Below are 22,713 nucleotides of genomic sequence, written 5' to 3' on the forward strand. Positions count from 1 at the left end.
GGAGGTGGTAAAGCATCAATATGGTTTCCTACGGGGGCGGTGTCAACAGCACCGCCCTTTTGATCGGCCTGCACCAGCACCGCATCCCGGTGGACCTGATCCTCTTTGCGGATACCGGGGCGGAGCATCCCCACACCTATGCCTACCTGGACGTCATGGACCGATGGCTGAAGGACCACGGGATGCCGCCCATCACCAGAGTCTACAAGACCACGCGGGACGGAAAGCGGCTGACCCTGGAGCAGGAGTGTTTGCAGAGCGGCACCCTGCCTTCCATCGCCTACGGCTTCAAGCGGTGTTCCCTGAAACACAAGATCGGGCCACAGGAAAAGTTCTGCAATCACTATTTGCCCTGCCAAAAGGCATGGGCAGCGGGCAAGCGGGTGGTGAAATTTATTGGCTACGACGCCGGCGAGGGCTACCGCAGCGACAAGGTGCTGCTGGGAGACCTGGCCGACCCCAAGTACAGCAAGTGGTATCCCCTGATGGAGTGGGGATGGGACCGGGCGGCTTGTATGCAGGCCATTGAAAATGCGGGCCTGCCCCAGCCGGGCAAGTCCTCCTGTTTCTTCTGCCCCAGTATGCGGGCGGAGGAGATCATCCACCTGCGGGACCACCACCCGGACCTGTTCCGAAGGGCCATCGCCCTGGAGGACAACGCCCGCCCCAATTTGAAAACGGTCCAGGGCCTGGGCCGCAACTATTCATGGAAAGAACAATTTGGAAAGGAGTTTTGCACACATGGCAACTGTTGAGAAGATCCGCCGTGACATTGAAAAGACCAAGGAGAAGATCTCTGAGCAGCAGAAGCGCCTCCGTACCCTGGAGGCGCAGCTTACCGAGGAGGAGAACCTGGAGATCGTCCGCATGGTCAAGGCGGTGAAGATGGATAATCGGGAGCTGACGGCCTTCCTGAAGGCCTACGCCAGCGGCCTTATCACCCTGCCGGAGGGCATGATGGAGGCGGAGGCCGCGGCGGACCCCGGCGAGGAAGATATGGAGGATCACGAGAATGAGGAGTAAAAAGATCATCCGCCTGTTTACGTCGATGCTGGCCGTGGTGCTTTGTACCACGGCTTTTGCGGTTCCGGCCTTCGCCGGCGGCGGGGATGGAGAACCCTACTACACGGAAACGGCCGGGACAGAGGCCGCTCCCACGGGGGATGCCGAGTCCCCGGAGGTCACTGTGACCGATGATGAAGATACTGCTGGCAACAATGATACGCAGGCCGGCGCTGATACTCTGGATCAGCTTGCCGAACTGCTGGGCGGTCTGGGGACCGTCACGGTCACCGAGGAGGGTATCCAGTTTACCCCTGATGCGGAGGGATTGGAGACCCAGCAGATCGGGACTGTGACCACCTGTGGGGGAAACCTGAATGTCCGTACCGGCGCGGGGCTGGAAAACGACGCCTTTACCCAGCTTCCCAACGGGGCGCAGGTGGAAGTCATCGGCACCGAGGGCGAATGGGTCAAGGTGCTTCTGCCGGAGCGCGAGGGCTATGTCCATTCCGATTACCTGACCATCACGGACACGGGCACCTTCTCCCTCTCCCTGGATGGGGCGGAGCTTTCCCCGCTCCTGGAGCTGTTCACTTCCGGCCTATCGTATGGGACAGGCGCTGCCCTGACCCCGGACGGGAACCTCTCCCTTGTGGATGACATCGGCGGGACCTCCTCCGGCAAACAGTTCATCACGGTGGAGACAAAAAGCGGGAATGTTTTTTATCTCATCATCGACCGGGACGACGAGGGGGCGCAGACGGTTCACTTCCTGAACCAGGTGGACGAGGCGGACCTTCTTGCCCTGATGGAGGATGGCGAGGCCCAGGAGGCGCCGGCGGTCTGCACCTGTACGGAGAAATGCCAGGCCGGGGCGGTGAACACTTCCTGCGAGGTGTGCGCGGTGAATATGGCCGAGTGCGCCGGCGCGGAGCCGGAGCCGGAACCCGAACCGGAGCCGGAGGAGGAGAAGTCCGGGGGCATGGGCGCCCTGGCGCTGGTCCTGGTGCTGCTGATGCTGGGCGGCGGCGGAGCCTTTGCCTACATCAAGTTCGTCAAGCCCAAGCAGGCGTCCAAGGCCAGCGCAGACCCGGACGACTATGATTTTGCGGATGAGGAGGAGTATATCAACGAGGACGAACCTGAACAGGAGGAAGAAACGGAGGAGACGAAATGAAGCTGGTGATCTGTGAGAAACCGAGTGTTGCAAAAGCCGTCGCGTCGGCCCTGAATGTCACATCCAGGGCCGACGGCTGTTTTGAGGGGAATGGCTACCTGGTGAGCTGGTGCGTGGGTCATCTGGTGTCCCCGATGGACGCGGCGGGCTATGACCCCGGCTACAAGAAATGGCGGTATGACGACCTTCCCATCCTGCCGGAGCCCTTCCGCTATGTGCTGGTGAAGGACAAGGAGGACGCCTTCCAGAACTTGAAGCGCCTCATGGACCGGGAGGATGTCACCGAGCTGGTCAACGCCTGCGACGCTGGACGGGAGGGTGAGCTCATTTTCCGGCTGGTCTATGAGGCTGCCGGATGCTCCAAGCCTTTCTCCCGCCTCTGGATTTCTTCGATGGAGGACGCGGCCATCCGGGAGGGCTTTAACAATCTGCGCCCCAGCGCGGAGTATGACCCGCTGTATCAGTCCGCCCTCTGCCGTCAGAAAGCGGACTGGCTCATCGGGATCAATGCCACAAGACTTTTTTCTGTCCTCTACCACCGCACCCTGAATGTAGGGCGTGTCCAGACGCCCACCCTTGCCATGCTGGTGGACCGGGACAGCAAAATCACAATGTTCCGCAAGGAGAAGTACCACCATGTGCGCCTTGCCCTGGACGGGGCCGAGGCGGTGTCGGAGAAGATCGCCGCCCCGGAGGAGGCGGAGGCCCTGCGGGCGGCTTGTGCCGGCGCGGAGGCAGTCTGCGCTTCCGTCACCCGTGAACAGAAGAAAGAGGCGCCGCCCAGGCTGTACGACCTGACCACCCTCCAGCGGGAGGCAAACCGTATCTTCGGCTACACGGCGAAACAGACGCTGGACTACGCACAATCCCTCTACGAGAAGAAGCTGCTGACCTATCCCCGGACGGACAGCCGGTATCTGACCGCTGACATGGCGGAGACCGCCTCTGTGGTTCTGCATCTGGCGGCGCGGGTGCCGCCCTTCGATACTTGCCCGGACTTCTTCCCTGATGTTGCGGCGCTGGTGAATGATGGGAAGGTGTCCGACCACCACGCCATCATCCCCACGCTGGAGCTGGAGAAAGCCGACCTGTCCGAACTGACTGTGGGAGAACGGAACACCTTGCTGCTGGTGTGCCGGGAGCTGCTGTGCGCGGCGGCGGAGCCGTATGTGTACGAGGCGGTCACGGCCGACTTTACTTGTGGCGGGCACGCCTTCACCGCCAAGGGCCGCCATGTGCTGTCCCTGGGTTGGAAGGACATTGACCGCATTTTCCGCGCTTCCCTGAAAGAGGAGCCGGAGGACGAGGCGGAACCCGCCGCCCTGCCGGACTTCACCGAAGGTCAACTTTTTAACCGGGTGAAGGCCGCTGTCACCGAACACTTCACCGCCCCGCCCAAGGCCTACACGGAGGACACCCTCCTGGCGGCGATGGAGACTGCCGGAAAAGACGATATGCCGGAGGATGCCGAGCGTAAGGGCCTGGGCACCCCGGCCACCAGGGCGGCGATCCTGGAAAAGCTGGTGGCGGCCGGTTTTGTGGAACGCAAGGGAAAAAGCCTCATCCCCACCAAGGCGGGGATCAACCTAGTCACTGTCCTGCCGGATACGCTGACCTCTCCCATGCTCACGGCGGAGTGGGAACAGAAGCTGACCGGCATTGCCAGAGGCGAGGCGGACCCCGCTTCGTTCATGGATGGGATTTCTGAAATGACGCGGGAGCTTGTGAAAAATTACTCCCACATTTCCGAGGAGGGGCAAAAGCTGTTTGCCCCGGAGCGTGAGACCGTGGGCCTCTGTCCCCGCTGCGGCAAGCCGGTGTATGAGGGCAAGAAGAATTTTTACTGCTCCGACCGCTCCTGCCAGTTTGTGCTGTGGAAGGATGACCGCTTCTGGACCTCCCGCAAAAAGGAACTGACCAAGAAAATGGCCGGCGACCTGCTGAAAAAGGGCCGCACCTCCGTCAAGGGGATGTGGTCTGAAAAGAAGGGCGCCTCCTATGACGCGGTGGTGGTGCTGGATGATACCGGCGGGAAGTATGTCCGCTTCAAGCTGGAGTTCCCCAAACGGAAGGAGGGCGTGAATGGCAAAAAGTAAATCTGATATTTCCCTGAATGATCTGAAAGCAATGCTCCCCCAGGAGGGGAGCATTGCGGAGCAGGAGGCGGCACTTCGGGCTTTGACCACCCTTTCTCAGGAGGACCGGAACCTTCTGGCCGCTGTGCAGGAGTCTCCCTATCGTCTGACCACGCTGGAGCAATTTCGGGAGTTCCCCGCCAATACCGAGTATTTCATCCTGGAGTCCCGTGTCAATAAACTGGATACGCTGGGATGGCGCTATCTGTTTGAGCATACAGATATAGTTTTCCCGGATGAGTTGCTGAAGGCCATTGATCCCGTTCCTTTTGGCAAATACGCCATGCAGGAGGAACAGGGCTGTTTTACCAGCAGGGGCTATTTAACGCTGTCCGGGGACGAGTGGCAGCATGACCGCCCCCAGGAGAAGCAGACGGACCGGAAACCCTCCATCAAGGAACGGCTGGAGCAGAGCAAGCAGGAGTGCATGGGAAAAAACAAGGCGCCGGCGCCCCACAAGGGGAAGTCCGAGCCGGAATTGTAAGGAGGTGCGTATATGCCCCATTATGAATATGACAAGGATTATCCCTTCGCCGCCTTCATCACCAACTTGGGCAAGTACAACGAGGGCTCCCTGGTGGGTGAATGGGTGAAGTTCCCCACCACGGCGGAGGAGCTGCAAAAGGTGTTTGAGCGGATCGGCATTGGCTCCAAGGACGACTTCGGGCAGCCCTATGAGGAGTGGTTCATCACCGACTATGACTGCTATGTGGACGGCCTCTATGACAAGCTGGGCGAGTATGAGAACCTGGACGAGCTCAACTACCTGGCCTCCAAGCTGGACGAGATGAGCCAGGGCGAGTACGAGCGGTTCCAGGCGGCTATGGAGATCGGCGACCATTCCGGCAGTTTGCAGGAGATCATCAACCTGACCGAGAACCTGGACTGCTACGATGTGTACCCCGACATCCGCGACCATGACGACCTGGGCCGGTATTACATTGAGGAGCTGGACGCCATGCAGGTGCCGGAGCACCTGCGGAACTACATCGACTATGAGGCCTACGGCCGGGACGTCGCCCTGGAGGAGGGCGGCGAATTTACCGACTTCGGCTATGTGCGGGATACCGGGGACACCTTCCATGAATATTACGATGGCGAACACGGCAGTATCCCGGAGGAATACCGGGTGATGACCTTCCAGGACGATATTCCCGAAGAAGAAATTTCGGAATGGGCAATGGACATTGCCTACGATATGGACGAGTTTTTTCGCCAGCACGACCCGCAGTACGCCGCCGAGCACCCGGAGGAACATGCGGCGAGGGAGGAAATTTACGAAAACCTGATGGCCGGCCGCATTTCCGCCCTGGATGAGAAGCTGGCCGCCCTGGGGCAGACCCAGGAGGACTATCTGCCTTCCGAAATCGAGAAGTTCAAGGACGCCACCGGGTATGAGGAATTTCTTGACTTTGATCCGGCTGTAATCAAAGCGGCACTGGAGGACCCGGACAAGTCCCATGTGGACGAGATGCTGGCCTTTGCGGAGCAGGCGGGCCGGGACTATGAGGCGGAGCTGGCCGGGCAGGCCGCGGCACCCTCCCCGGATGACCGGGAGACCGGCGAAACAGTGCGGACCCCCAGGGGCACCTTCTATGTGACGGATATGAGCCGGGAACAGATGGAGGCGGCCGGGTATGGCTTCCACCACCAGTCTGACGATGGGAAGTATCTCATCATGGGCAACGGCTCCCGCTCTTTCGCTATCCGCAATGAGGAGGCCCAGGAGCACGCCGCCCCGGAGAAAATGATGGTCCTTGTGGTAGAGCCGATGAAGGAACCCTACCTGAAGGAGATCGACCTTGGCCTCCATTCGCTGCAAGCGGAGGTGGGCGGCGACATTGCCGCCTCCTATCCCTTCTCTGACCCGGTGGGGCTGGTCTGCAACGATGAGGGCAAGCTGATCGGCCTGGAGCTGAACCGGGGCCTGCGGGATGAGGATGGAAACCTCTATGACATCATGGCCGGCACCTTCCTGGTGGTGGGCCTGGGTGAGGAGGACTTCACCTCGCTGCCCCCGGAGCTGGCGCAGAAGTATATGGAACACTTCAAGCAACCGGAGCAATTTATTAACCTGAACGGGCAGATCATCGCCCTGCCGGTGGAACCGGAGAACCCCCTTCGCACCGCAGAGATGACCGTGGAGGACGACTACGGGATGATTGATGGGGTCATCAACAACGGCCGCAAGGGCGAGGAGCTGGAGGCGGCGAAGGGCGAGGTGCGCCGGACCTCCCCGGAGAAAAAGCCCTCCATCCGGGAACGGCTGGAGGCGGCGAAAAAGGAGTGCGGCGAACGCAAGCCCCCGGACAAAGCCCACCAGAAGAAGCCCCCGGAGCACGACCTATGAGCCGGAGCAAGAAGTGGCGGCTGGAATGGGCTTTCTTCCTGGGGGAGAACGGCCGCCGCAAGTACAACAAGGTCTGCAAGGGCTGCGCCCACCCCTGCAAGCAGAGCTTCCGGGCTGTCCTCATCGCCTGTCCCCATTACCAGTCCGCACGCTCAAAAAAGTGCGGCGATAGAGGTTGAAAATGGGGCGAAAAATCGCCTGTGGCGGCTTTTCCGGGAGCCGCCCTTATGATTTCCCATGTGGGTCTCTCCCTCTGATTTGAGGGGTGTAAAGCCGCAATTTTGAACACTTTTCCATTACAGAGCGGGAGCGCCGCCTTCGGTTTGAGCCAAGGGTGACGCTCCCGCTTCTTTTTTTGTTCTCTTTTATCTCTTTCCATTAGGATCGGACAGGAAGGATATTCGCCGTAGTAGGCGCTGTGGGAATGTGCGTAAACGGTCATGCTTGCGGAGCTGTGGGAAACGATGTTTGCGGGCTGTGGGAAAGCCGGCGGCTTTTCCATCGGGCCGTGAATATCTGTTTTCCATCGGCGGAGCGGCCGTTTTCCACATTTCCATAGTGCGGTTACCCCACAATCAGGCGGTAGATGGTGAGGGGCACATACCACGCCGCCACCAGCAGGCGCCACACCAGGACGAAACCCCCGATGAGTCCGCCGATGATGAAGTTCAGCGCGAACAGCGCGGCGCCGCCGCCCAGGGAGCTGCCGCCCGGCACGATCCAGACGTACATCCGATGGATGCCGAAGGGCAGGCCGCAGAGTATCCAGAGCCAGAGAAGATCCAGTTCTCCATTCCTGATACAAGCGGATTTGAAAATACAGTACAGCAGCCCGGCGATGGCGACGGGCAAAACTGCCTTCTTGAAAAATTCCTTGATAGCCTCGGTTCTCGTCATTGGCGGCACCTCCATTCCTGCCTCCATTATACCGGGAAAATCTGACCGCGCCCAGGGTTTTTTGAAAAGTCTGGTAAAGGCGCACAACCTCCGCTATTCCAGCTCGTTATTTCGCTGCCTCTGCGGTTCGGCCTCCCTCGGCTTTTCCAGCAGGGCCTCCACATTCTGACGGAGGGTGTCATACTGCCGTTCCTCCCGCTGGGCCTTCCTATGTTCTGATTGCAGGGCGGCCTTCCTGGCGGTGAGTTCGTCCATCTCAGCCCGGAGCCGCTGGGTGGCGGGCAGGGGTACGGCGTCCAGGCGTTTCAGCTCCCTTGCCGCCGCCTCAAACAGAATGATCTCCCCCTCATGCCCCCGGAGGAATTTCTCCTTGTCCCTGGACTGGCGGTATTGGTCATACAGGGGACGGAGCTGGCGGTAGGTGGCGGCGTGCTTCATGGTGAGAGTCAGCCGCTCCATTTCCTTCTCCGTTGCCCGGAGGGCTGCTTTCACCCTGGCGGTGGCGGCCGCCGCCCCGTCGCAACGCTCGGCCAGCTCCTCATAGCTGGAGATCCCATGTTCGGTCAGAAAGTTCAGCGTTTCAGCGGCCCGTTTCAAATTCTCGATGGTCGCCCAGTGCTTGTAACCGGCGCTCTGCTGGGCTTTGAGATTGTTCTGAATGTCGATGAGCAGGCTGGGCTTCCCGGTGCGCTGCTGGGGCTGGCGGGAGGGCCTGGGCCTTCCGGCGATCCGGGCGGTCAGGGCCTCCTCGGCATAATCGGCGCCCAGGGTTTTCAATCGGGTGAACCGTTCCTGGCCCGGAGCCCTGGCGGATATGTACTTGCCCCGTTTCAGTTCGTACCCTTCCCGCTGAAGGCGGCGGAGCAGGTCCTCCAGGTCAGAGCAGCCGGGCAGGAGCCGGTCAATGGCGGCACGCAGCTTCGCCTTGTAGCTGGTGCCGTTCTGTTCCGCCTGATGCTCAATGTAGCTCTTGCCCTTGTCCCTGCCGGGAACGATGACGGACAGGCCATGTTCTTTGCAGATCCGGTCACTGGTGCGGCGGATGAAGTGATAGCTCCGCTTATTGGAGTGATAGTGCTTGTGGTCCTGAAAGCTGACCGCATTGAAAATCAGGTGATTATGGACGTGGTCTCTGTCTATGTGGGTGGTAAGGACAAATTCATACTTGCCGCCCAGGACCTCCCGCGCCAGCTCCATGCCGATCCGGTGGGCTTCCTCCGGCGTGACCTCCCCAGGCTCAAACGCCTGGATGAGGTGCCTGCCCAGGTTCGTGCCCTTGTCGATGGCATGGCGGCGGGTCCAGGCAAATTCGATGTCGGCGGTCTCGGCGGAGCAGCCGAAGGAGGACACCAGCAGTTTCCCATCTGTCTTATCGGGATTGCAGATATAGTCAATGGCCGCTTTCAGCGTTGACTTAATAGGATGCGTCTTTGTAACTGCCATATCTGCTCCATCCTCTCCCGGATCTCCTCCATGTCGGCCTGGTAGGCCGGACCGCCGGCGTTTAACCGCTTGGCGATCTGGTTGATGTTCCGGCCGATGGCGGAGAGGGCGCGGGTCATCTCCTTGATGTCGGTGGTGTCCACCTGGATGATGTACCCATCAATCGCCATTTTGCGGAGATAGGCGCCGCTCCGCTTTGTGTGGAGCTGGGTCATTTTCTCCTCAATGAGCCGCTTTTCCTCCTCTGTCACCCAAAACTTCATCTGGATATTCCGCTTTCGGTTTGCCATGCTGCGCCGCCTCCGTTTCCATAAGGGTCTGGGACTATCCCAGCAAGCAATTTTTCGATTTAGGGGCAGGGGTCCCCCTAAATCAAAAATCCGCCAGTGGGTACTCACTGGCTGTGCTTGCTATCTACTCCATACCCCCACCGAAAGGCGGTATTTGTTGCGCGTTCCTTTGATTTTGGACGCAAAAAAAGATTGCAGCCGCCATGCGCTGCAATCTCCTGTTTCCCATATTGTGAGGTTAGTCCTCTGCTTGTTCGACTTCCGTTATCTCCCTTGCCGTTGCGGTTACAATCCGTATGCCTTTATCGCTCATACCGTCCAGCAGCGCGTCAAGCTGCCGCCGCCCGGTGGATTTCTCCGCATTGCTGTTCGGGAAGAAAAATTGATCTACCGAAATATGATACCGGGTTACAAGGTCATAGAATACCTGTAAACTCGGCTGTTGTCCCTTGTTCTCGATATTCGCAAGGTAGCGCGGGGAAATATATAACTCGTCGCTTACCTTTTTGCGGCTCTCGCCGTATTCATTTCTCGCGGCTTTTATAGCTGCCCCGAAAGCCTTAAAGTCGTACAATGGTACGGGTCTTTTTGCCATTTTCATTCACCCTGTTACATTTTACAGTTCACCTTTCTTTTTGGATATGTCCACACAATTCATATCATTAGGTTAAATACTTCCTGTTGTGTATTGACAGTAGACTGATTTTCTGATAAAATAAAATTTATGTAAAAGGAGGCGGCGTTTATGTTGCATAGCATGCGTATTAGATAAGCATTGAAAAAAAGGATTTTCCCATTTTCAACATGGGCTTTTTTGTCATGCTTATTTTGCGGATGCTATACAAAAAACTAACGACGTATAGATATAGTATAGACATAGTGCAAGCTATGCCTTAGTTTTGTTGTACTGCTCTGTGCATTATAAATGCAGGTCAATGCTCATGTTGAGGATTGACCTGCATTTTTTTGTGTAAAAAGGACGAGTGAAATATAATGCTTAAAAAATATTGGATAAAATGTCCGATTTGTAACGGAAAGACGAGAGTTCAAGTATTTCATAATACTGTATTAAAAGATTTTCCTCTTTTCTGCCCTAAATGCAAATTGACGCATATCATTGATGTAGAAAAATTAGAGATTGTAATCAAAAATACAGAAAAACAAACTTTTATTATTTAGAAGAAAGGATATAAAAATGAAACGTTTACCTAAATATACGCCTGCGGAAGTACGGAATGATCCATACGGATTTACTTACAAAGAAATGTCGGAAGTTATTGGCGAGAATGAAGCAAAAGCCTTATATGAAGAATTATATAAGCAATTACCACGCAAAAAAAATCTATCAATGTTGGTAAAAAATATTTGCAAAAGCAGTGATACTGAAAAGTATGTTTACGAACTGAAAGACAACAAATACATTGAAACGGTTTTTATCAAGCGGCGAGATGGTGGAACTGTTTGCGTGAGCACACAAGTCGGTTGTCCTGTTGGTTGTATTTTTTGTGAGTCCGGGCGAAATGGCTTTGTTCGTAATCTAACATCGTCAGAAATCGTACAACAGATTATATTGTTGCGTCGAAAAGTAAACCGTATCGTTTTTATGGGTATGGGAGAGCCTTTATTCAATTATGACAACTTGATAAAAGCAATCCATATTCTCCGAGATAGATATGGGCTCAACTTTCCAACCGACGGCATTACCATATCAACAGTTGGTCCGGTCGATCAATTAAAAAAATTGCGCGAGGAACATCTTAAAATTCAGTTGACAATATCTTTACACGCAGCAACACAATCTGCAAGAAATCGTATTATTCCTCACATGCGCATATATGCTATTGAAGATGTTGTTAAGCAAGCCTTATCCTATTCTGAAAGGCATAATCGCAAAATTGTCTTTGCGTATTTGCTTTTACCGGGTATAAATGACCGGCCCTCAGATGTAAGACAACTTGCAAAATGGTTTCGGGGCAAAAAAGTTATGATTAACGTGTTACAATACAACCCAACAAGCAATTCAAGAATTAAAGCACCACAGAAACGGGAAATAGTTGCATTCAAACATCAATTAGAGCAAGCAGGACTTGAAGTTACTATGAGAGTTTCTCATGGCAGAGAGATTAACGCGGCTTGTGGACAGTTAGCTAACACATATAATAAATTCAAAAAAAAATGATTAAAAGTGCCAGACGCATAGACGCAGAGCCGATAACGCATTAGGTCAAAAAACCTATGTGTTATCGGCTTTTTTATTTAATATTGCGCAAAAGCCGCTGTTCCCTATTATAGAATGGATTGCGGGTAGTGTATTAAAGTCGCCCTTTTTTAAGGATACGGCGGTATCGGGGAGGTATCGCCGTGTCCATTTTTATTTACTGTAACCCGCCTAATGCTTTGCGGTCAAAAAAAGCTATGCTCCGCAAGCGGGATATTCCGGCTATGAATGTGAACTGTCAATACATTTAGCTACTGCTTACATTTCCTTTGCGCCCGTCCGCGTCTTGCGGACGGGCGCATTTTGCTTTTTTCAACTTTTTTCTGAAAAGCGCACTCAAGAGCCATCTCCCGAACGGGTACGGAGCGAAAGGGGCAGAGAGGACAAGCCCTTAACTCCCGTCCTCTACTCCACGCGGGAAGGAGGTGAACTCTATGGAGCTATCTTCTTCCGACAAGGAAAGAATACAACATCAGTACGACGCATTAGCAAAGAAAACTTTGGTCGGCGAAGCGAAAAGCCACCGCCGCACTCTTGCGAAACGCGCAGCACGCGAAGTTACTTTTTCGGATTTGAGCGAAAGCGAACTCGCGCAGCTTTTCACAACGGACGAATACGAAAGCGATTATTTCCGTTTTCAAGTGTCCGGCTTTGATGTACTCGTCAAAAATGAACTGCTTGCCGAAGCCCTTAACGCTTTGCCCGAAAGGAAACGCGACATTATCCTTTTGTCCTACTTCTTGGATATGAGCGACGCGGAAATTGGCGAACTGCTGAATGTTGTACGCACGACGGTTTTCCGGCACAGGAAATCCGCGCTTGCGAAAATCAAACAGTATTTGGAGGGAAAAGCAGATGATGAATACCGTTAGGAAGTCTGAAAATCTGTTGCCGTTCCCTGTCATTTCCGCAGCGGCAAACGGCGACACAACCGCCATGTGCGCGATCTTGAAGCACTACGAGGGTTACATAGCGAAACTTTGTACCCGCACGCTGAAAGACGACGCGGGCAATACCTATTCCTATGTGGACGAGGAAATGCGTAACAGGCTGCAAGTGCGCCTTATTACCCGCACCCTTGCTTTTCATGTAGGATAATCTTTTAGCCCATGCGGGGAGCGTGTCCCCTTTCCACGCTTCCCGTTATGGGCTATTTGTCGTTCCGCAAAAGCATATCCGCTGTTGATGTGCTTTTGCAGGCCGACAAAGCCTTATTGTTCCTTGACAAAGAAAGCCTTCGGGCAGCATAAGGCAGACGGATACGATCTGTCTGTGTGGAGCCGATCGGCCGGTGCGCCATGACCCTGTTGCAAGTCCGCAGGACGGGACCCCTACCAAACAGGCGAGCGACAAAACCAGGCCGCGAAACAGGTGTGGCAACCTGTGGGCGAAGATGCACAGACAGGACAATGAGACTCCCGCGTTGAACGCCCTCAAAGCATTGCGCGGCGCACCCATCAGCATGGGCCGGGGTGAAATTCCCGTGGAGCTGCGGCCAGCAGCCATCCGTTTTCTGCCTCTTTTATGGTTTTAATGAAATGGCATGAAAGGGGCTTTATCATGCAGAAAAATCAATCTGAAAATAAATATGCCCCGCCTATGCGGAGCAAAAAGAAGATCGGCAACACGACCTTTATCGTCAATTCTTTCTTTCCTCAAAAGGGAAATCAAACGATCGCCTCCAAACTGGAGAACTTGATAAAAGCCGATGTCCAGAAAGAAACTGTGACTTGAAATCCTCCTAACAGGCAGACAGGAAAAAGAAAGCGCGGTATAATGAAGTCGGGCTTCAATATCGTGTTTGACTGCCAGATGGGAGGTATTTATGTATTATCAGTCAAACACCGCTGCCGCGCTTCAATTCCCTTACACAGCTATGAGTTCCGAAGAACTTACTGCTCTGTATTGTCGCTTATCCCGTGACGATGAATTGCAGGGTGACAGCAATAGCATTGTAAACCAGAAAAAAATCCTGGAAAAGTATGCCCGTGAGCATGGATATAGCAATTTCAAATTCTATGTTGATGACGGCATCTCAGGTACGACCTTCAACCGCCCAGGCTTTCAGCAGATGATTGCAGATATTGAGGCAGGTCTTGTCAAGCGTGTTATCATTAAGGATATGTCGCGTTTCGGACGTGATTATCTGCAAGTCGGCATGTATACGGAGATCATGTTTCCCGAACATGATATTCACTTTATTGCGGTGAATGATGGTGTAGACAGTACCCAGGGCGACAACGAGTTTACGCCCTTCCGCAATATCATCAATGAATGGTACGCCAAAGACACCAGCAAAAAAATCCGTGCCGTTATGAAAGTGAAAGGCAATGCAGGGGAACATTTGACTGTCTTGCCTCCGTATGGATACATAAAATCGTCTGATGACAAAAAGCAATGGGTGAAGGATGAAGAAGCCGCCCAGGTAGTTTATGAAATTGGTCTCTATATCATGGACGGTTTGGGACCCTCGCAGATCGCAAGAAAACTGACGGAAAGAAAAATCCTTACTCCGGCTGCTTACTATGCGAGTAAAGGCAGGACAACCAATGTCACAAAGAAAGGTTCTCCTTACGCTTGGGATTCTTCTACGATTGCCGACATCATGGATCGCTGGCGTGAATACCTGGGGCACACGGTTAATTTCAAAACCCGTAAAAAATCCTACAAGAGCAAAAAGACTCTGCTCAATCCAGAAAGCGAATGGAAGATTTTTGAGAATACCCACGAAGCTATCTGGACAGAGGCGATTGCCGATGCAGCAAGGCTCGCAAGGCAGACGCGGCGCCGACCAACAAAGATGGGAGAAATGGGGATGTTCTCCGGCATGATGTTCTGTGCCGACTGCGGTTCCATCATGTATCAATGCAGGGCAACCAATTTTCGGCGCGATCAGGAATACTACCTGTGTTCGGGCTATCGGAAAAGCCGTGATGTATGTGGGCAGACACATTCTATCCGAACTGTTATCCTGGAGGAATTGGTTCTGCAAAATCTGCGCGAGATCGTTTCCTTCGCATCACAGCGCAAAGACGATTTTGTGAAGATGGTGATGGATGCGGATATGCGCCAGCGTAACCGAGGTTTGGCAAAACGGCAGAAAACATTGGCTGATGCCGAAAAACGGATCACAGAGCTGGACACCATTTTCAAGCGGCTCTATGAGGATACTATTTCGGGAAAACTTTCTGACGAGCGTTTCCAAAAGCTCTCCGCTGACTACGAGAAAGAGCAGCATCAGCTTCAAGAGGTAGCGGCTGTCCTCCGTGGTGAAATCGAAGCAGAGGAACAAAAAAGCGCCAATGTAGAAAGGTTTCTCTCCGTTGTAGAACGGTATACGGAAATTCCTGAATTGACGCCATGTATCTTACATGAGTTTGTCGAAAAGATCGTTGTCCATGCTGCCAGCGATCCAAAGGGTAAGAACCGCACCCAGGAAATTGACATCTACTATAAGGGCATTGGAACCCTGGAAGTATCCAAAGTCACTTCATCAAGGCAAGAATGAGAAAAACGGCATAGCCGAAGCTATACCGTTTCTCTCTTGCCTCACGATGTTTTCTTATCGGGAGGCACCTTTCGCGATTCCCTTTTTTATTTCTTGAGTCCGCCGTGAAGTTTCATTTTCCTTTCGCGGCAGGCGGGACAGTCTCCGCCCCCACCGCAGCATCCACCGCCGCCGATGGTGGCATGATAGATGTGACGGCAGGCAAGAACGAAGAGGATGGCGATCACCGCCACCACAGCATAGACCGCGGGATTCATGGGTATCTCCTTTTATGAGTTTGCTCATATTTCACAATAACGAAAGCGATGAGGTTTACCATTTGGCGAAGGATCCAATGGGAGGGCACCTTCGCCAAGATCCTTCGCTTCCGCGCAGGATGAGAAGCCTGTCAGCCCAGTCTTACCCCCGCGCATAAGCGCCTTCCGCCGCTGGTTTCCCCTTCGGAGCCGGACGGCAGATGAAGTAGAGAGCAAGGAGGCAGAGGACGATGGCGATGCCCTGAGAGAGGCCGAAGGAAGCGCCGTAGAAGAGCCAGCTCCCCAGATTGTAAGCTACGAAAGCCATGCCATAGCCGAGCGCGACCTGGAAGCCGATGGCGATAGCCGCCCATTTGCGGTCGCCCATTTCTCTGGCGATGGTCGCGATCGCAACGACGCATGGCGGGTCAAAGAGGTTCAGGATCATGTAGGAGAAGGCAGCGATCGGGGTGAACATAGTCGCAATGCCGGCCATGATCTCTTCGTCTTCGGCTTCTGCTGCGACGCCATTCAGGACAGCCAGGGTACTCATTGCATTTTCCTTGGCCATTTCTGCAGAGATGACAGCGACAGCGCCCTTCCAGTCACCGAGGCCGAGTGGAGCAAAGATCCAGGAGATCGCATGACCGAAGGCAGCCATCATGGAGTCTTCGATGTCTTCTACCATTTCAAGGCCTGCATTGAATGCGGAGAAGAACCAGATGACGACGCAGACCGCGAAGATGATGGTGCCGGCTTTGATGATGAAGCCGCGCGCTCTTTCCCACATATGGATGAGGACACCCTTCATGGACGGGAAGTGGTAAGCCGGAAGCTCCATGACGAAAGGAGCCGGATCACCCGCAAAAGCACCTGTCTTTTTGAGAGCGATGCCCGCGAGGATGATGACCGCGATACCGAGGAAGTACATGGCCGGCGCCATCAGGATGGAGTCCGGGAAGAATACGGAGGTGATCATGGAAATGATGACCGCCTTTGCCGAGCATGGGATGAAGGTGCAGAGCATGATGGTCATGCGGCGGTCACGCACGTCTTCGATGGTGCGGGTCGCCATGACAGCCGGTACACCGCAGCCGCTGCCGACAAGGATCGGGATGAAGGACTTGCCGGAGAGACCGAATTTACGGAAAATGCGGTCCATGATGAAGGCAACACGCGCCATGTAACCGGAGTCTTCCAGAAGGGAGAGGAAGAAGAAAATGAGGAGAATCTGCGGCACAAAGCCGAGAACGGTGCCGACACCGCCGATGATGCCGTCTACGACGAGGCTAGACATCCAGTCCGGCGCTTCGATGGACTCCATGAAGCCAGTCGCTGCGTCATTCACGATCTCACCGAAGAAGGTATCATTCACCCAGTCTGTCGCCCAGCCGCCGACGGTGGTGACAGAGATGAAGTAGACAAGCGTCATGATGAGGAAGAAGATCGGAAGCGCAAGGATGCGGTTTGTGACGATATGGTCGATCTTATCCGAGGTCGTCATGGAGACGCCCTGCTTCTTTTTCTTCATGACACTGTCTATGATCTTGGAAATGTAGCCATAGCGCTGGTTGATGATGATGGACTCGGCATCATCATCGAGCTCGTCTTCGCAGTCCTTGATATGGCCTTCCAGATGAGACATCATCTTCGGATCCAGCTGCAGAGCTCCCGTCGCATCCTGATCTCTTTCGAATACTTTGATGGCGTACCAGCGAACGAACTGGTTTTCGACTTTATCGGAGATCGATTCTTCGATGTGTGCGATGGCATGCTCGACGCTGCCGGTGAAGACAGACGGCAGGCGAAGCGGTTTCTTATTCATAGCGAATTCCATCGCCTTTTCAGCCGCTTCCCGGCATCCCTTGCCCTGCAGCGCAGAGATCTCTACGACCGGGCAGCCCAGCTCGGAGGAGAGTTTGTCGAAATCAATGAGGTCGCCATTCTTTTTGACAAGGTCCATCATATTGATGGCCACGATCATCGGCAGACCGATCTCCACCAGCTGTGTCGTAAGGTACAGGTTGCGTTCCAGATTCGTGCCATCGATGATATTCAGGATGACGTCCGGCTGTTCGTTCACCAGATAGTTTCTAGCGACTTTTTCTTCGAGTGTGTACGGAGAAAGGGAGTAGATCCCCGGCAGATCCTGGATGATGACGTCCTTGTGTCCTTTGAGGATGCCGTCTTTCTTTTCGACTGTGACACCGGGCCAGTTCCCTACGTACTGGGAGCTGCCGGTCAGTTCATTGAATAATGTCGTCTTCCCGCAGTTCGGGTTGCCCGCCAGGGCGATTCGTATAGACATGTTTTTTCTGTTCTCCTTCTTCTATATTTGGGTGGGATTGGTTCTGGTTAGTGGTTTCAGGGTTCGGGGTTATGGTGGCGGCGCGGAAATTTAGAAAGCGCCGCGAGTTTTTGGAAATGCGTCAGCACTCACCTTGGACCCTGAAGTTTGAAAGCAGGGGTGAGTAGCTAGGGATTAGGAGTGACTGGTGACTTGGATTCTCCGGCATCGTCATCCCGAGCGCAGCCGAGGGATCTCTACTGCCCTGCGGGAATCAGTGTGTATGTGCCGAGGTAAAGCGATGTATTGGTGCTGTCTCACATCAGGCAATGAGCGTTGTGCAATAGAGATTTCTCGACTACGCTCGAAATGACAAAGTCGCGAAGCGCTATCAAAACTCCGCAGCGCTTCAATTTTTTATGCGCCGCACCACCATTCCTAATTTCTCATTTTATTCTACTTCGATCGCTTCGGCTTCATCCTTACGGATGGAGAGCTCATAGCCGCGGACGGTGAGCTCGATGGGATCTCCCAGAGGAGCGACCTTGCGGACATAGACATCGACGCCCTTCGTGATGCCCATATCCATGATGCGTCGACGCAGCGGGCCTGCGCCGGTGATTTTCTTGACTTTGGCTGTGCTTCCGACAGCCACTTCTTTGAGTGTCATTGTATTCGTCCTTTCGTTTTGATAAGGGATAAGTGATCCGGTGTGACCGGCAGGCGGTAAGCAGAGGCTCACCGTTAAAAGAATATCCGCCCTGCCATGGAGCGATCGAGCGCGACACGGCTACCTTTCACCTGTACGATCAAGTTGCCTCCCATCTGGCTGATAATGAGTACCTTCGCCGCAACGACGAATCCCAGGTCTGCCAGATGCTGGCGAATCTCATCTTTCCCGGAGATCCGCGTGATCGTCACGGTGTCTCCTGCCTTGGCAAATACCAGAGGCATCATAGGCATCCTCCTTTCTGAAATGCAACTCATCATTTCTTCACTTTCGCCAATATTATAGTTCCCCATTTTAAAATTAGTCAATAGCCCGAAATATTTTTATTAGATGAGCAATATGATTATTTGCTATATTGTCTAATATAGGTTAGGCTGATGGCAAAAATCATATGCACTTAGTCTTAAATTTAGGCATGCAAAAAGCGCCATGCTCTTGCATGACGCTTTCGTTGATGGTTGTTTGTTATTGGGACGCTCTCCTTCTGCCGGAAAGAGAGGATACAAAGCGCCGGAGATTGACAGACTGGCAATGTTCGCACGTCTGCGCCCCAACTTCGACTCGCTTCGCTCGTCTGCCCCTTCCAAAGGAAGAGGCAGAGCCGGCAGAACAAGGGAATCCCTAATCCCTAATCCCTAGTCACTAGTCACCAGTCACCAGTCACTTTCCGATATGTACAGAAGCGATGCGGGAGCTTTCCCTCCCCCTCTATGCTCTCTTCCAGCTTCCAGCGGAAAGGATCGAAATCCGGGAAGTACGCATCGCCCTCGAAATCCTCCTCGATCTCTGTGATGTACATCGTATCTGCATAGGGCAGGAGCTCGCGGTACATATGCTCGCCGCCGATCACGAAGCTCTCTCCTGCGGGCAGCGCCGCAAGCAGCTTCTTGACATCGTGGAAGAGAAGGACGCCCTCCGGCGCTTTGTAGTCCGGATTTCCTGTCAGCACATAATGGACACGGCCGGGCAGGACCTTGGGCAGGCTCTCGAAGGTCTTTCGCCCCATGACGATGGGATGACCCATGGTGAGAGTCTTGAACCGCTTCAGGTCATCGGAAAGGTGCCAGATGAGACGGTTATCCTTGCCGATGACACCGTTTCTGGCACGGGCAACAATGATAGAAAGACTCATACGGACACCTCCATCGCGATCTTGTCATGGTGACGGTAATTTTCCAGCCGGATGTCTTCAGGCTTGAAGTCATAGAAATCCTTCACATCCGGATTCAGGACGAGCCTCGGCGCTGCGTAAGCCTCCGGCAGGCGGGAGAGCTGGAGCTTCAGCTGCTCCACATGGTTTTCGTAAATGTGCGCGTTATTGATGACATGCGTGAAGAGCCCCGGCCGAAGACCGCTCACCTGCGCGATCATGCAGATGAGCGCCGCGTACTGGGTCATGTTGAAGGGCACGCCGAGCCCCATATCTCCGCTGCGCTGGACGAGCATGCAGTTCAGGCGGCCGTCATTCGAAACATCCCACATGGTGAGGAAGGCGCAGGGATAGAGCGCCATGTCCGGAAGGTCCTTCACATTCCAGAGATCGACCACCATGCGGCGGCTCTCCGGGTCTTTTTTCAGCATGTCAAGGAGGGTGTCGACCTGATGGTACTTGCCGAGCTGATAGCCGTAGGCTTTCCCGATGGTGCCGTCCTCGCGCATCCACTCATCCCACACATGGCAGTTCCACTTCTGCAGCTCGCGTACGTCATTCGACTGCTTCTGCCAGATCCAGAGGATCTCCTTCACGGCTGTCTTGAAGGCGACGAATTTTGTGGTGAGGATGGGAAATTCCTTTTCCAGATCAAACTGCATGATTTGATGCGGCAGTTTGTAGGCAGGCATACCCGTGCGGTTCTCGCCGAGTGCGCCTTTGTCCAATATGTTTTTCACGATGCTGAGATATTCCTGATCAGCAAGACTCATGGTAGTGACTCCTTTACTTGTATGTTGTTTGTAAATAGTGACTGGTGACTAGGGACTGGGGACTAGTAGCTAGGGACTAGTGACTTGTGACTAGTGACTTGTAGCTAGGGATTAGTGGCTAGGGATTAGGTTTGCGATACGAGAAAACCGCTAGTTTCAAACCTCCGCGGCGCTTCCATATTTTTATGCGCCGCACCACCACCTTTGAACCTTCTGAACCTGTTGAACCCGCTGAACCTCTTTCGCACGTAATCAAAGGACGGCACGCCCGAGGGGCTAACCCTGAACCTTGAACCCTAAATCCTGTCTCCCCAGATGCATTTCACGATCGCTTCTCCGTAGCGATCGACCTTTTTCGGGCCGATACCGCGGATGCGTTTCAGCTCCAGCTTCGTCTTGGGACGCCAGAAGGCCATTTCCTGCAGCTGCTCATCCGTGAAGATGCGATTCCGAGCCAGTCCTTCCCGGGCTGCGATCGCATTGCGGACAGAGAAAAGCTGCTGCAGGAGCTGGGCATCGGGATCCTTTTCTTCGATGACAGGCTCTTCTGCGCCGGTCCGGATGATCTCCAGAAAACGCTCGCCGTATTTCTGCAGCTTGAATGCGCCGACGCCATGCACCGCACCCATGGCTTCCATGGACTCAGGGCGCTCGCGTGCCATCGCTTCCAGTGTCGCATCCGAGAAGATGACAAAGGGCGGCACATGCTCTTCGGCCGCCAGTGTCCGCCGAAGCTCGCGCAGGGCTTCGAAAAGGCCGTCCCGGCTTTCGCGACGGGGATCAAGATCCCGCTCGACCGCTGCCTCTTTCATCGCATCCTCTGCGCCGAAGGCAAGGCCGTAGACCTCTGCCTTCCCCGCAAGGACTTCTTTCGCTTTGTCCGTCAGCTTGAGTACGGGATAGGGCTGTCCGTCACGGAAGAGGTAGCCATCCGCGACGAAGCTGTTCAGCGCACTCTTGATATGGCCCAGCTTCTCAAAAGAGAGCTTGCCGAAAGTCGGCACTGTGAGGAGATCCTTCTCGATGAGCTCCTTTGTTTTCTTTCCTTTCAGGACAGCAGCGATGATGCTCGCTCCGTATCGCTCGCGAAGGGATAGGACGGTACGGAAAATGAGGACTGCCGCATCCGTGATCCTGACCTTGGCCGTCCGGTTCTCGCAGTTGCTGCAGTGGCCGCAGGGCTCCTTCACCTTTTCGCCAAAGTAGGCGAGGACATAATTTCTAAGACACGAAGACGTCTGGCAATAGTCGATCATCGCATTCAGGCGCTGGTAATCCATCCGCTTCTGCTCCTCGCTCTGATTGCCATTCTCGATGAAGTATGTCTGGATATGTACATCCTTCCCGCTGTAGAGCAGGATGCACTCCGCCTTCGCTCCATCGCGTCCCGCGCGCCCCGCCTCCTGATAGTATGACTCAAGACTCTTGGGCATCTGGTAATGGATGACATAGCGCACATTGCTCTTGTCGATCCCCATGCCGAACGCATTCGTCGCCACCATGACTGTCGTCCTGTCATAGGAGAAATCATCCTGCGCCTGCCTGCGTTCCTCGTCCGTCATGCCCGCATGGTAGCGCCCTGCCGTGATCCCCGCCTGAGAGAGCCTGTCATGCATCTCATCCACCGCTTTTCGGGTCGCGCAGTAGATGATGCCGCTCTCCTTCCGGTGCGACTTCACATAGCGCAGGATGAAATACTCGCGATCCTTGCCCTGCATCACGCGGAAGGAGAGATTCGGCCGGTCAAGCCCCGTGCGGAAAACAGCCGCCCCGGAAAGCCCCAGACTTTCCTTCATATCCTGCTCGACGAGCGGCGTCGCCGTCGCGGTAAAGGCCGTCACGATGGGACGCTGCGGCAGGCTGTCGATGAAGCTTTTGATCTTCCGATACGATGGACGGAAATCATGCCCCCACTGCGACACACAGTGCGCCTCATCGACCACGATCATCGAGAGCGGCACCATGGAGAGACAATGCGTGAAATACGACGGCTCGAGCTTCTCCGGCGCCATGTAGAGCAGCTTGATCCGTCCGCGATACATGTCACGCAGCCGCTCGATCGACTCCTCGTAAGGGACCGTGCTGTTCACATAGGAGGCGGGGATCCCCTGCTCCGTCAGCGCCTCCACCTGATCCTTCATGAGGGAGATCAGAGGAGAAATGATGACCGTCCCCTTCGGGAGCAGCATCGCCGGGATCTGGAAGCAGATCGACTTTCCCGCACCTGTCGGCATGATGGCCATCACATCCTTCCCGGAAAGGATGGCAGAGATCACATCCTCCTGTACCGTGCGGAATGTGTCGTAGCCAAAATATTCCTTCAGCACGTCTCTGGGTCCCATGGCGCGCCTCCTTTCGATTCGAACATATTCATATTATTATAGCATAGATAAAGGGTTCGGGGTTCAGGGTTCAGGGTTCAGGGTTCAGGTGTTCAGGGGTGTGGTGCCGGTTTCACCGCTAGTATGAATGAGGCTATGACCGATTAAGAATCCTTGTCGCCCGTACCGCAGGAAG

23 protein-coding genes and 2 pseudogenes are annotated in these 22,713 nt (G+C 54.4%); 14 read left to right on the forward strand and 11 right to left on the reverse strand.

Annotated features, from left to right (window positions below):
• Window positions 1–14 precede the first annotated feature (14 nt).
• From ACT8X9_RS05635 to ACT8X9_RS05670, 8 genes and pseudogenes are all read left to right on the forward strand, one after another.
• Window positions 15–755, forward strand: coding sequence for a phosphoadenosine phosphosulfate reductase (locus ACT8X9_RS05635; protein WP_444268396.1), 741 nt, complete (start codon window positions 15–17; stop codon window positions 753–755).
• Window positions 742–1,023, forward strand: a complete 282-nt coding sequence (locus ACT8X9_RS05640) for a DUF4315 family protein (RefSeq protein ID WP_444268389.1) — start codon at window positions 742–744, stop codon at window positions 1,021–1,023. The genes ACT8X9_RS05635 and ACT8X9_RS05640 overlap by 14 nt, the downstream gene beginning before the upstream one ends.
• A gap of 25 nt (window positions 1,024–1,048) precedes the next feature.
• Window positions 1,049–1,513: pseudogene (locus ACT8X9_RS05645) on the forward strand (SH3 domain-containing protein); the annotation flags it as partial.
• A 114-nt stretch (window positions 1,514–1,627) separates the two neighbouring features.
• Window positions 1,628–2,179, forward strand: a pseudogene (locus ACT8X9_RS05650) (DUF4366 domain-containing protein); the annotation flags it as partial.
• Complete coding sequence (locus tag ACT8X9_RS05655; protein ID WP_444268390.1) at window positions 2,176–4,275, forward strand: DNA topoisomerase 3; 2,100 nt, start codon at window positions 2,176–2,178, stop codon at window positions 4,273–4,275. The pseudogene ACT8X9_RS05650 and the gene ACT8X9_RS05655, both read left to right, overlap by 4 nt.
• The gene (locus tag ACT8X9_RS05660; RefSeq protein WP_173827680.1) at window positions 4,262–4,798 is read left to right on the forward strand and encodes a hypothetical protein; all 537 of its coding nucleotides are present in this window, start codon (window positions 4,262–4,264) and stop codon (window positions 4,796–4,798) included. The genes ACT8X9_RS05655 and ACT8X9_RS05660 overlap by 14 nt, the downstream gene beginning before the upstream one ends.
• A gap of 12 nt (window positions 4,799–4,810) precedes the next feature.
• Entirely contained in the window at window positions 4,811–6,664 is a 1,854-nt protein-coding gene (locus tag ACT8X9_RS05665) for an antirestriction protein ArdA (RefSeq protein WP_444268391.1), read from the forward strand.
• A complete protein-coding gene (locus tag ACT8X9_RS05670; RefSeq protein WP_118550711.1) occupies window positions 6,661–6,843 on the forward strand; it encodes a hypothetical protein in 183 nt (60 codons plus the stop codon). Before ACT8X9_RS05665 ends, ACT8X9_RS05670 begins: the two co-directional genes overlap by 4 nt.
• 385 nt (window positions 6,844–7,228) lie before the next feature.
• Here the strand turns inward: ACT8X9_RS05670 and ACT8X9_RS05675 are convergent, their stop codons facing one another.
• From ACT8X9_RS05675 to ACT8X9_RS05690, 4 genes are all read right to left on the reverse strand, one after another.
• Window positions 7,229–7,561 carry a DUF6050 family protein gene (locus tag ACT8X9_RS05675; protein ID WP_118550710.1) on the reverse strand — a complete coding sequence of 111 codons (333 nt, stop codon included), beginning with the start codon at window positions 7,559–7,561 and terminating at the stop codon, window positions 7,229–7,231.
• Window positions 7,562–7,654: 93 nt separating this feature from the next.
• On the reverse strand, window positions 7,655–9,004 hold the full coding sequence (locus ACT8X9_RS05680) for a relaxase/mobilization nuclease domain-containing protein (RefSeq protein ID WP_279204111.1): 1,350 nt from the start codon (window positions 9,002–9,004) through the stop codon (window positions 7,655–7,657).
• Window positions 8,965–9,294: a plasmid mobilization protein gene (locus ACT8X9_RS05685; RefSeq protein ID WP_118550708.1), complete on the reverse strand. Its 330-nt coding sequence runs from the start codon at window positions 9,292–9,294 to the stop codon at window positions 8,965–8,967. Before ACT8X9_RS05685 ends, ACT8X9_RS05680 begins: the two co-directional genes overlap by 40 nt.
• Window positions 9,295–9,532: 238 nt before the next feature.
• Window positions 9,533–9,889, reverse strand: a complete 357-nt coding sequence (locus ACT8X9_RS05690) for a helix-turn-helix transcriptional regulator (RefSeq protein WP_044942672.1) — start codon at window positions 9,887–9,889, stop codon at window positions 9,533–9,535.
• Between the two features lie 398 nt (window positions 9,890–10,287).
• Between ACT8X9_RS05690 and ACT8X9_RS05695 the strand changes: the two genes are divergently transcribed.
• The 6 genes from ACT8X9_RS05695 (at window position 10,288) to ACT8X9_RS05720 (ending at window position 15,020) form a co-directional block, all read left to right on the forward strand.
• Window positions 10,288–10,473 carry a cysteine-rich KTR domain-containing protein gene (locus tag ACT8X9_RS05695; protein ID WP_003431289.1) on the forward strand — a complete coding sequence of 62 codons (186 nt, stop codon included), beginning with the start codon at window positions 10,288–10,290 and terminating at the stop codon, window positions 10,471–10,473.
• 16 nt (window positions 10,474–10,489) lie between these two features.
• Complete coding sequence (gene rlmN / locus ACT8X9_RS05700) at window positions 10,490–11,473, forward strand: 23S rRNA (adenine(2503)-C(2))-methyltransferase RlmN (RefSeq protein ID WP_002584956.1); 984 nt, start codon at window positions 10,490–10,492, stop codon at window positions 11,471–11,473.
• Window positions 11,474–11,946: 473 nt separating this feature from the next.
• The gene (locus tag ACT8X9_RS05705; RefSeq protein WP_002604474.1) at window positions 11,947–12,384 is read left to right on the forward strand and encodes a sigma-70 family RNA polymerase sigma factor; all 438 of its coding nucleotides are present in this window, start codon (window positions 11,947–11,949) and stop codon (window positions 12,382–12,384) included.
• A complete protein-coding gene (locus tag ACT8X9_RS05710) occupies window positions 12,368–12,610 on the forward strand; it encodes a helix-turn-helix domain-containing protein (RefSeq protein ID WP_002604473.1) in 243 nt (80 codons plus the stop codon). The genes ACT8X9_RS05705 and ACT8X9_RS05710 overlap by 17 nt, the downstream gene beginning before the upstream one ends.
• Before the next feature lie 462 nt (window positions 12,611–13,072).
• The gene (locus ACT8X9_RS05715; protein ID WP_158094644.1) at window positions 13,073–13,246 is read left to right on the forward strand and encodes a transposon-encoded TnpW family protein; all 174 of its coding nucleotides are present in this window, start codon (window positions 13,073–13,075) and stop codon (window positions 13,244–13,246) included.
• A 91-nt stretch (window positions 13,247–13,337) separates the two neighbouring features.
• Window positions 13,338–15,020, forward strand: coding sequence for a DUF4368 domain-containing protein (locus ACT8X9_RS05720; RefSeq protein WP_444268392.1), 1,683 nt, complete (start codon window positions 13,338–13,340; stop codon window positions 15,018–15,020).
• Window positions 15,021–15,106: 86 nt separating this feature from the next.
• On the opposite strand, the gene ACT8X9_RS05725 is transcribed toward ACT8X9_RS05720, so the two are convergent.
• The 7 genes from ACT8X9_RS05725 to recQ form a co-directional block, all read right to left on the reverse strand.
• Complete coding sequence (locus tag ACT8X9_RS05725; protein WP_444188904.1) at window positions 15,107–15,277, reverse strand: hypothetical protein; 171 nt, start codon at window positions 15,275–15,277, stop codon at window positions 15,107–15,109.
• A gap of 142 nt (window positions 15,278–15,419) precedes the next feature.
• Window positions 15,420–17,564 (reverse strand): ferrous iron transport protein B, encoded by a 2,145-nt coding sequence (feoB, locus tag ACT8X9_RS05730; RefSeq protein WP_444268393.1) that lies wholly within the window; start codon window positions 17,562–17,564, stop codon window positions 15,420–15,422.
• Window positions 17,565–17,994: 430 nt separating this feature from the next.
• Entirely contained in the window at window positions 17,995–18,213 is a 219-nt protein-coding gene (locus tag ACT8X9_RS05735) for a FeoA family protein (protein ID WP_022106859.1), read from the reverse strand.
• A gap of 74 nt (window positions 18,214–18,287) precedes the next feature.
• Complete coding sequence (locus tag ACT8X9_RS05740; RefSeq protein ID WP_444220437.1) at window positions 18,288–18,500, reverse strand: FeoA family protein; 213 nt, start codon at window positions 18,498–18,500, stop codon at window positions 18,288–18,290.
• A 419-nt stretch (window positions 18,501–18,919) separates the two neighbouring features.
• Entirely contained in the window at window positions 18,920–19,405 is a 486-nt protein-coding gene (locus ACT8X9_RS05745; RefSeq protein ID WP_444268394.1) for a dihydrofolate reductase, read from the reverse strand.
• Window positions 19,402–20,196, reverse strand: a complete 795-nt coding sequence (locus ACT8X9_RS05750) for a thymidylate synthase (protein WP_390154518.1) — start codon at window positions 20,194–20,196, stop codon at window positions 19,402–19,404. Before ACT8X9_RS05750 ends, ACT8X9_RS05745 begins: the two co-directional genes overlap by 4 nt.
• Window positions 20,197–20,492: 296 nt before the next feature.
• Complete coding sequence (recQ, locus tag ACT8X9_RS05755; protein WP_444268395.1) at window positions 20,493–22,538, reverse strand: DNA helicase RecQ; 2,046 nt, start codon at window positions 22,536–22,538, stop codon at window positions 20,493–20,495.
• Window positions 22,539–22,713: the final 175 nt, after the last annotated feature.

It is taken from the genome of Faecalibacterium sp. (assembly GCF_052358865.1).
GTDB lineage: Bacteria > Bacillota > Clostridia > Oscillospirales > Ruminococcaceae > Faecalibacterium > Faecalibacterium butyricigenerans.

What these genes read in the sequence shown, in the direction of transcription:
- ACT8X9_RS05750 (WP_390154518.1), bottom strand. Translation starts at nt 20,196, where the DNA reads ATGAGTCTTGCTGATCAGGAATATCTCAGCATCGTGAAAAACATATTG.
- ACT8X9_RS05665 (WP_444268391.1), top strand. Translation starts at nt 4,811, where the DNA reads ATGCCCCATTATGAATATGACAAGGATTATCCCTTCGCCGCCTTCATC.
- ACT8X9_RS05670 (WP_118550711.1), top strand. Translation starts at nt 6,661, where the DNA reads ATGAGCCGGAGCAAGAAGTGGCGGCTGGAATGGGCTTTCTTCCTGGGG.
- ACT8X9_RS05660 (WP_173827680.1), top strand. Translation starts at nt 4,262, where the DNA reads ATGGCAAAAAGTAAATCTGATATTTCCCTGAATGATCTGAAAGCAATG.
- ACT8X9_RS05685 (WP_118550708.1), bottom strand. Translation starts at nt 9,294, where the DNA reads ATGGCAAACCGAAAGCGGAATATCCAGATGAAGTTTTGGGTGACAGAG.
- ACT8X9_RS05710 (WP_002604473.1), top strand. Translation starts at nt 12,368, where the DNA reads ATGATGAATACCGTTAGGAAGTCTGAAAATCTGTTGCCGTTCCCTGTC.
- ACT8X9_RS05725 (WP_444188904.1), bottom strand. Translation starts at nt 15,277, where the DNA reads ATGAATCCCGCGGTCTATGCTGTGGTGGCGGTGATCGCCATCCTCTTC.
- feoB (WP_444268393.1), bottom strand. Translation starts at nt 17,564, where the DNA reads ATGTCTATACGAATCGCCCTGGCGGGCAACCCGAACTGCGGGAAGACG.
- recQ (WP_444268395.1), bottom strand. Translation starts at nt 22,538, where the DNA reads ATGGGACCCAGAGACGTGCTGAAGGAATATTTTGGCTACGACACATTC.
- ACT8X9_RS05715 (WP_158094644.1), top strand. Translation starts at nt 13,073, where the DNA reads ATGCAGAAAAATCAATCTGAAAATAAATATGCCCCGCCTATGCGGAGC.
- ACT8X9_RS05695 (WP_003431289.1), top strand. Translation starts at nt 10,288, where the DNA reads ATGCTTAAAAAATATTGGATAAAATGTCCGATTTGTAACGGAAAGACG.
- ACT8X9_RS05720 (WP_444268392.1), top strand. Translation starts at nt 13,338, where the DNA reads ATGTATTATCAGTCAAACACCGCTGCCGCGCTTCAATTCCCTTACACA.
- ACT8X9_RS05680 (WP_279204111.1), bottom strand. Translation starts at nt 9,004, where the DNA reads ATGGCAGTTACAAAGACGCATCCTATTAAGTCAACGCTGAAAGCGGCC.
- ACT8X9_RS05705 (WP_002604474.1), top strand. Translation starts at nt 11,947, where the DNA reads ATGGAGCTATCTTCTTCCGACAAGGAAAGAATACAACATCAGTACGAC.
- ACT8X9_RS05740 (WP_444220437.1), bottom strand. Translation starts at nt 18,500, where the DNA reads ATGATGCCTCTGGTATTTGCCAAGGCAGGAGACACCGTGACGATCACG.
- ACT8X9_RS05690 (WP_044942672.1), bottom strand. Translation starts at nt 9,889, where the DNA reads ATGGCAAAAAGACCCGTACCATTGTACGACTTTAAGGCTTTCGGGGCA.
- ACT8X9_RS05675 (WP_118550710.1), bottom strand. Translation starts at nt 7,561, where the DNA reads ATGACGAGAACCGAGGCTATCAAGGAATTTTTCAAGAAGGCAGTTTTG.
- ACT8X9_RS05655 (WP_444268390.1), top strand. Translation starts at nt 2,176, where the DNA reads ATGAAGCTGGTGATCTGTGAGAAACCGAGTGTTGCAAAAGCCGTCGCG.
- ACT8X9_RS05735 (WP_022106859.1), bottom strand. Translation starts at nt 18,213, where the DNA reads ATGACACTCAAAGAAGTGGCTGTCGGAAGCACAGCCAAAGTCAAGAAA.
- rlmN (WP_002584956.1), top strand. Translation starts at nt 10,490, where the DNA reads ATGAAACGTTTACCTAAATATACGCCTGCGGAAGTACGGAATGATCCA.
- ACT8X9_RS05745 (WP_444268394.1), bottom strand. Translation starts at nt 19,405, where the DNA reads ATGAGTCTTTCTATCATTGTTGCCCGTGCCAGAAACGGTGTCATCGGC.
- ACT8X9_RS05640 (WP_444268389.1), top strand. Translation starts at nt 742, where the DNA reads ATGGCAACTGTTGAGAAGATCCGCCGTGACATTGAAAAGACCAAGGAG.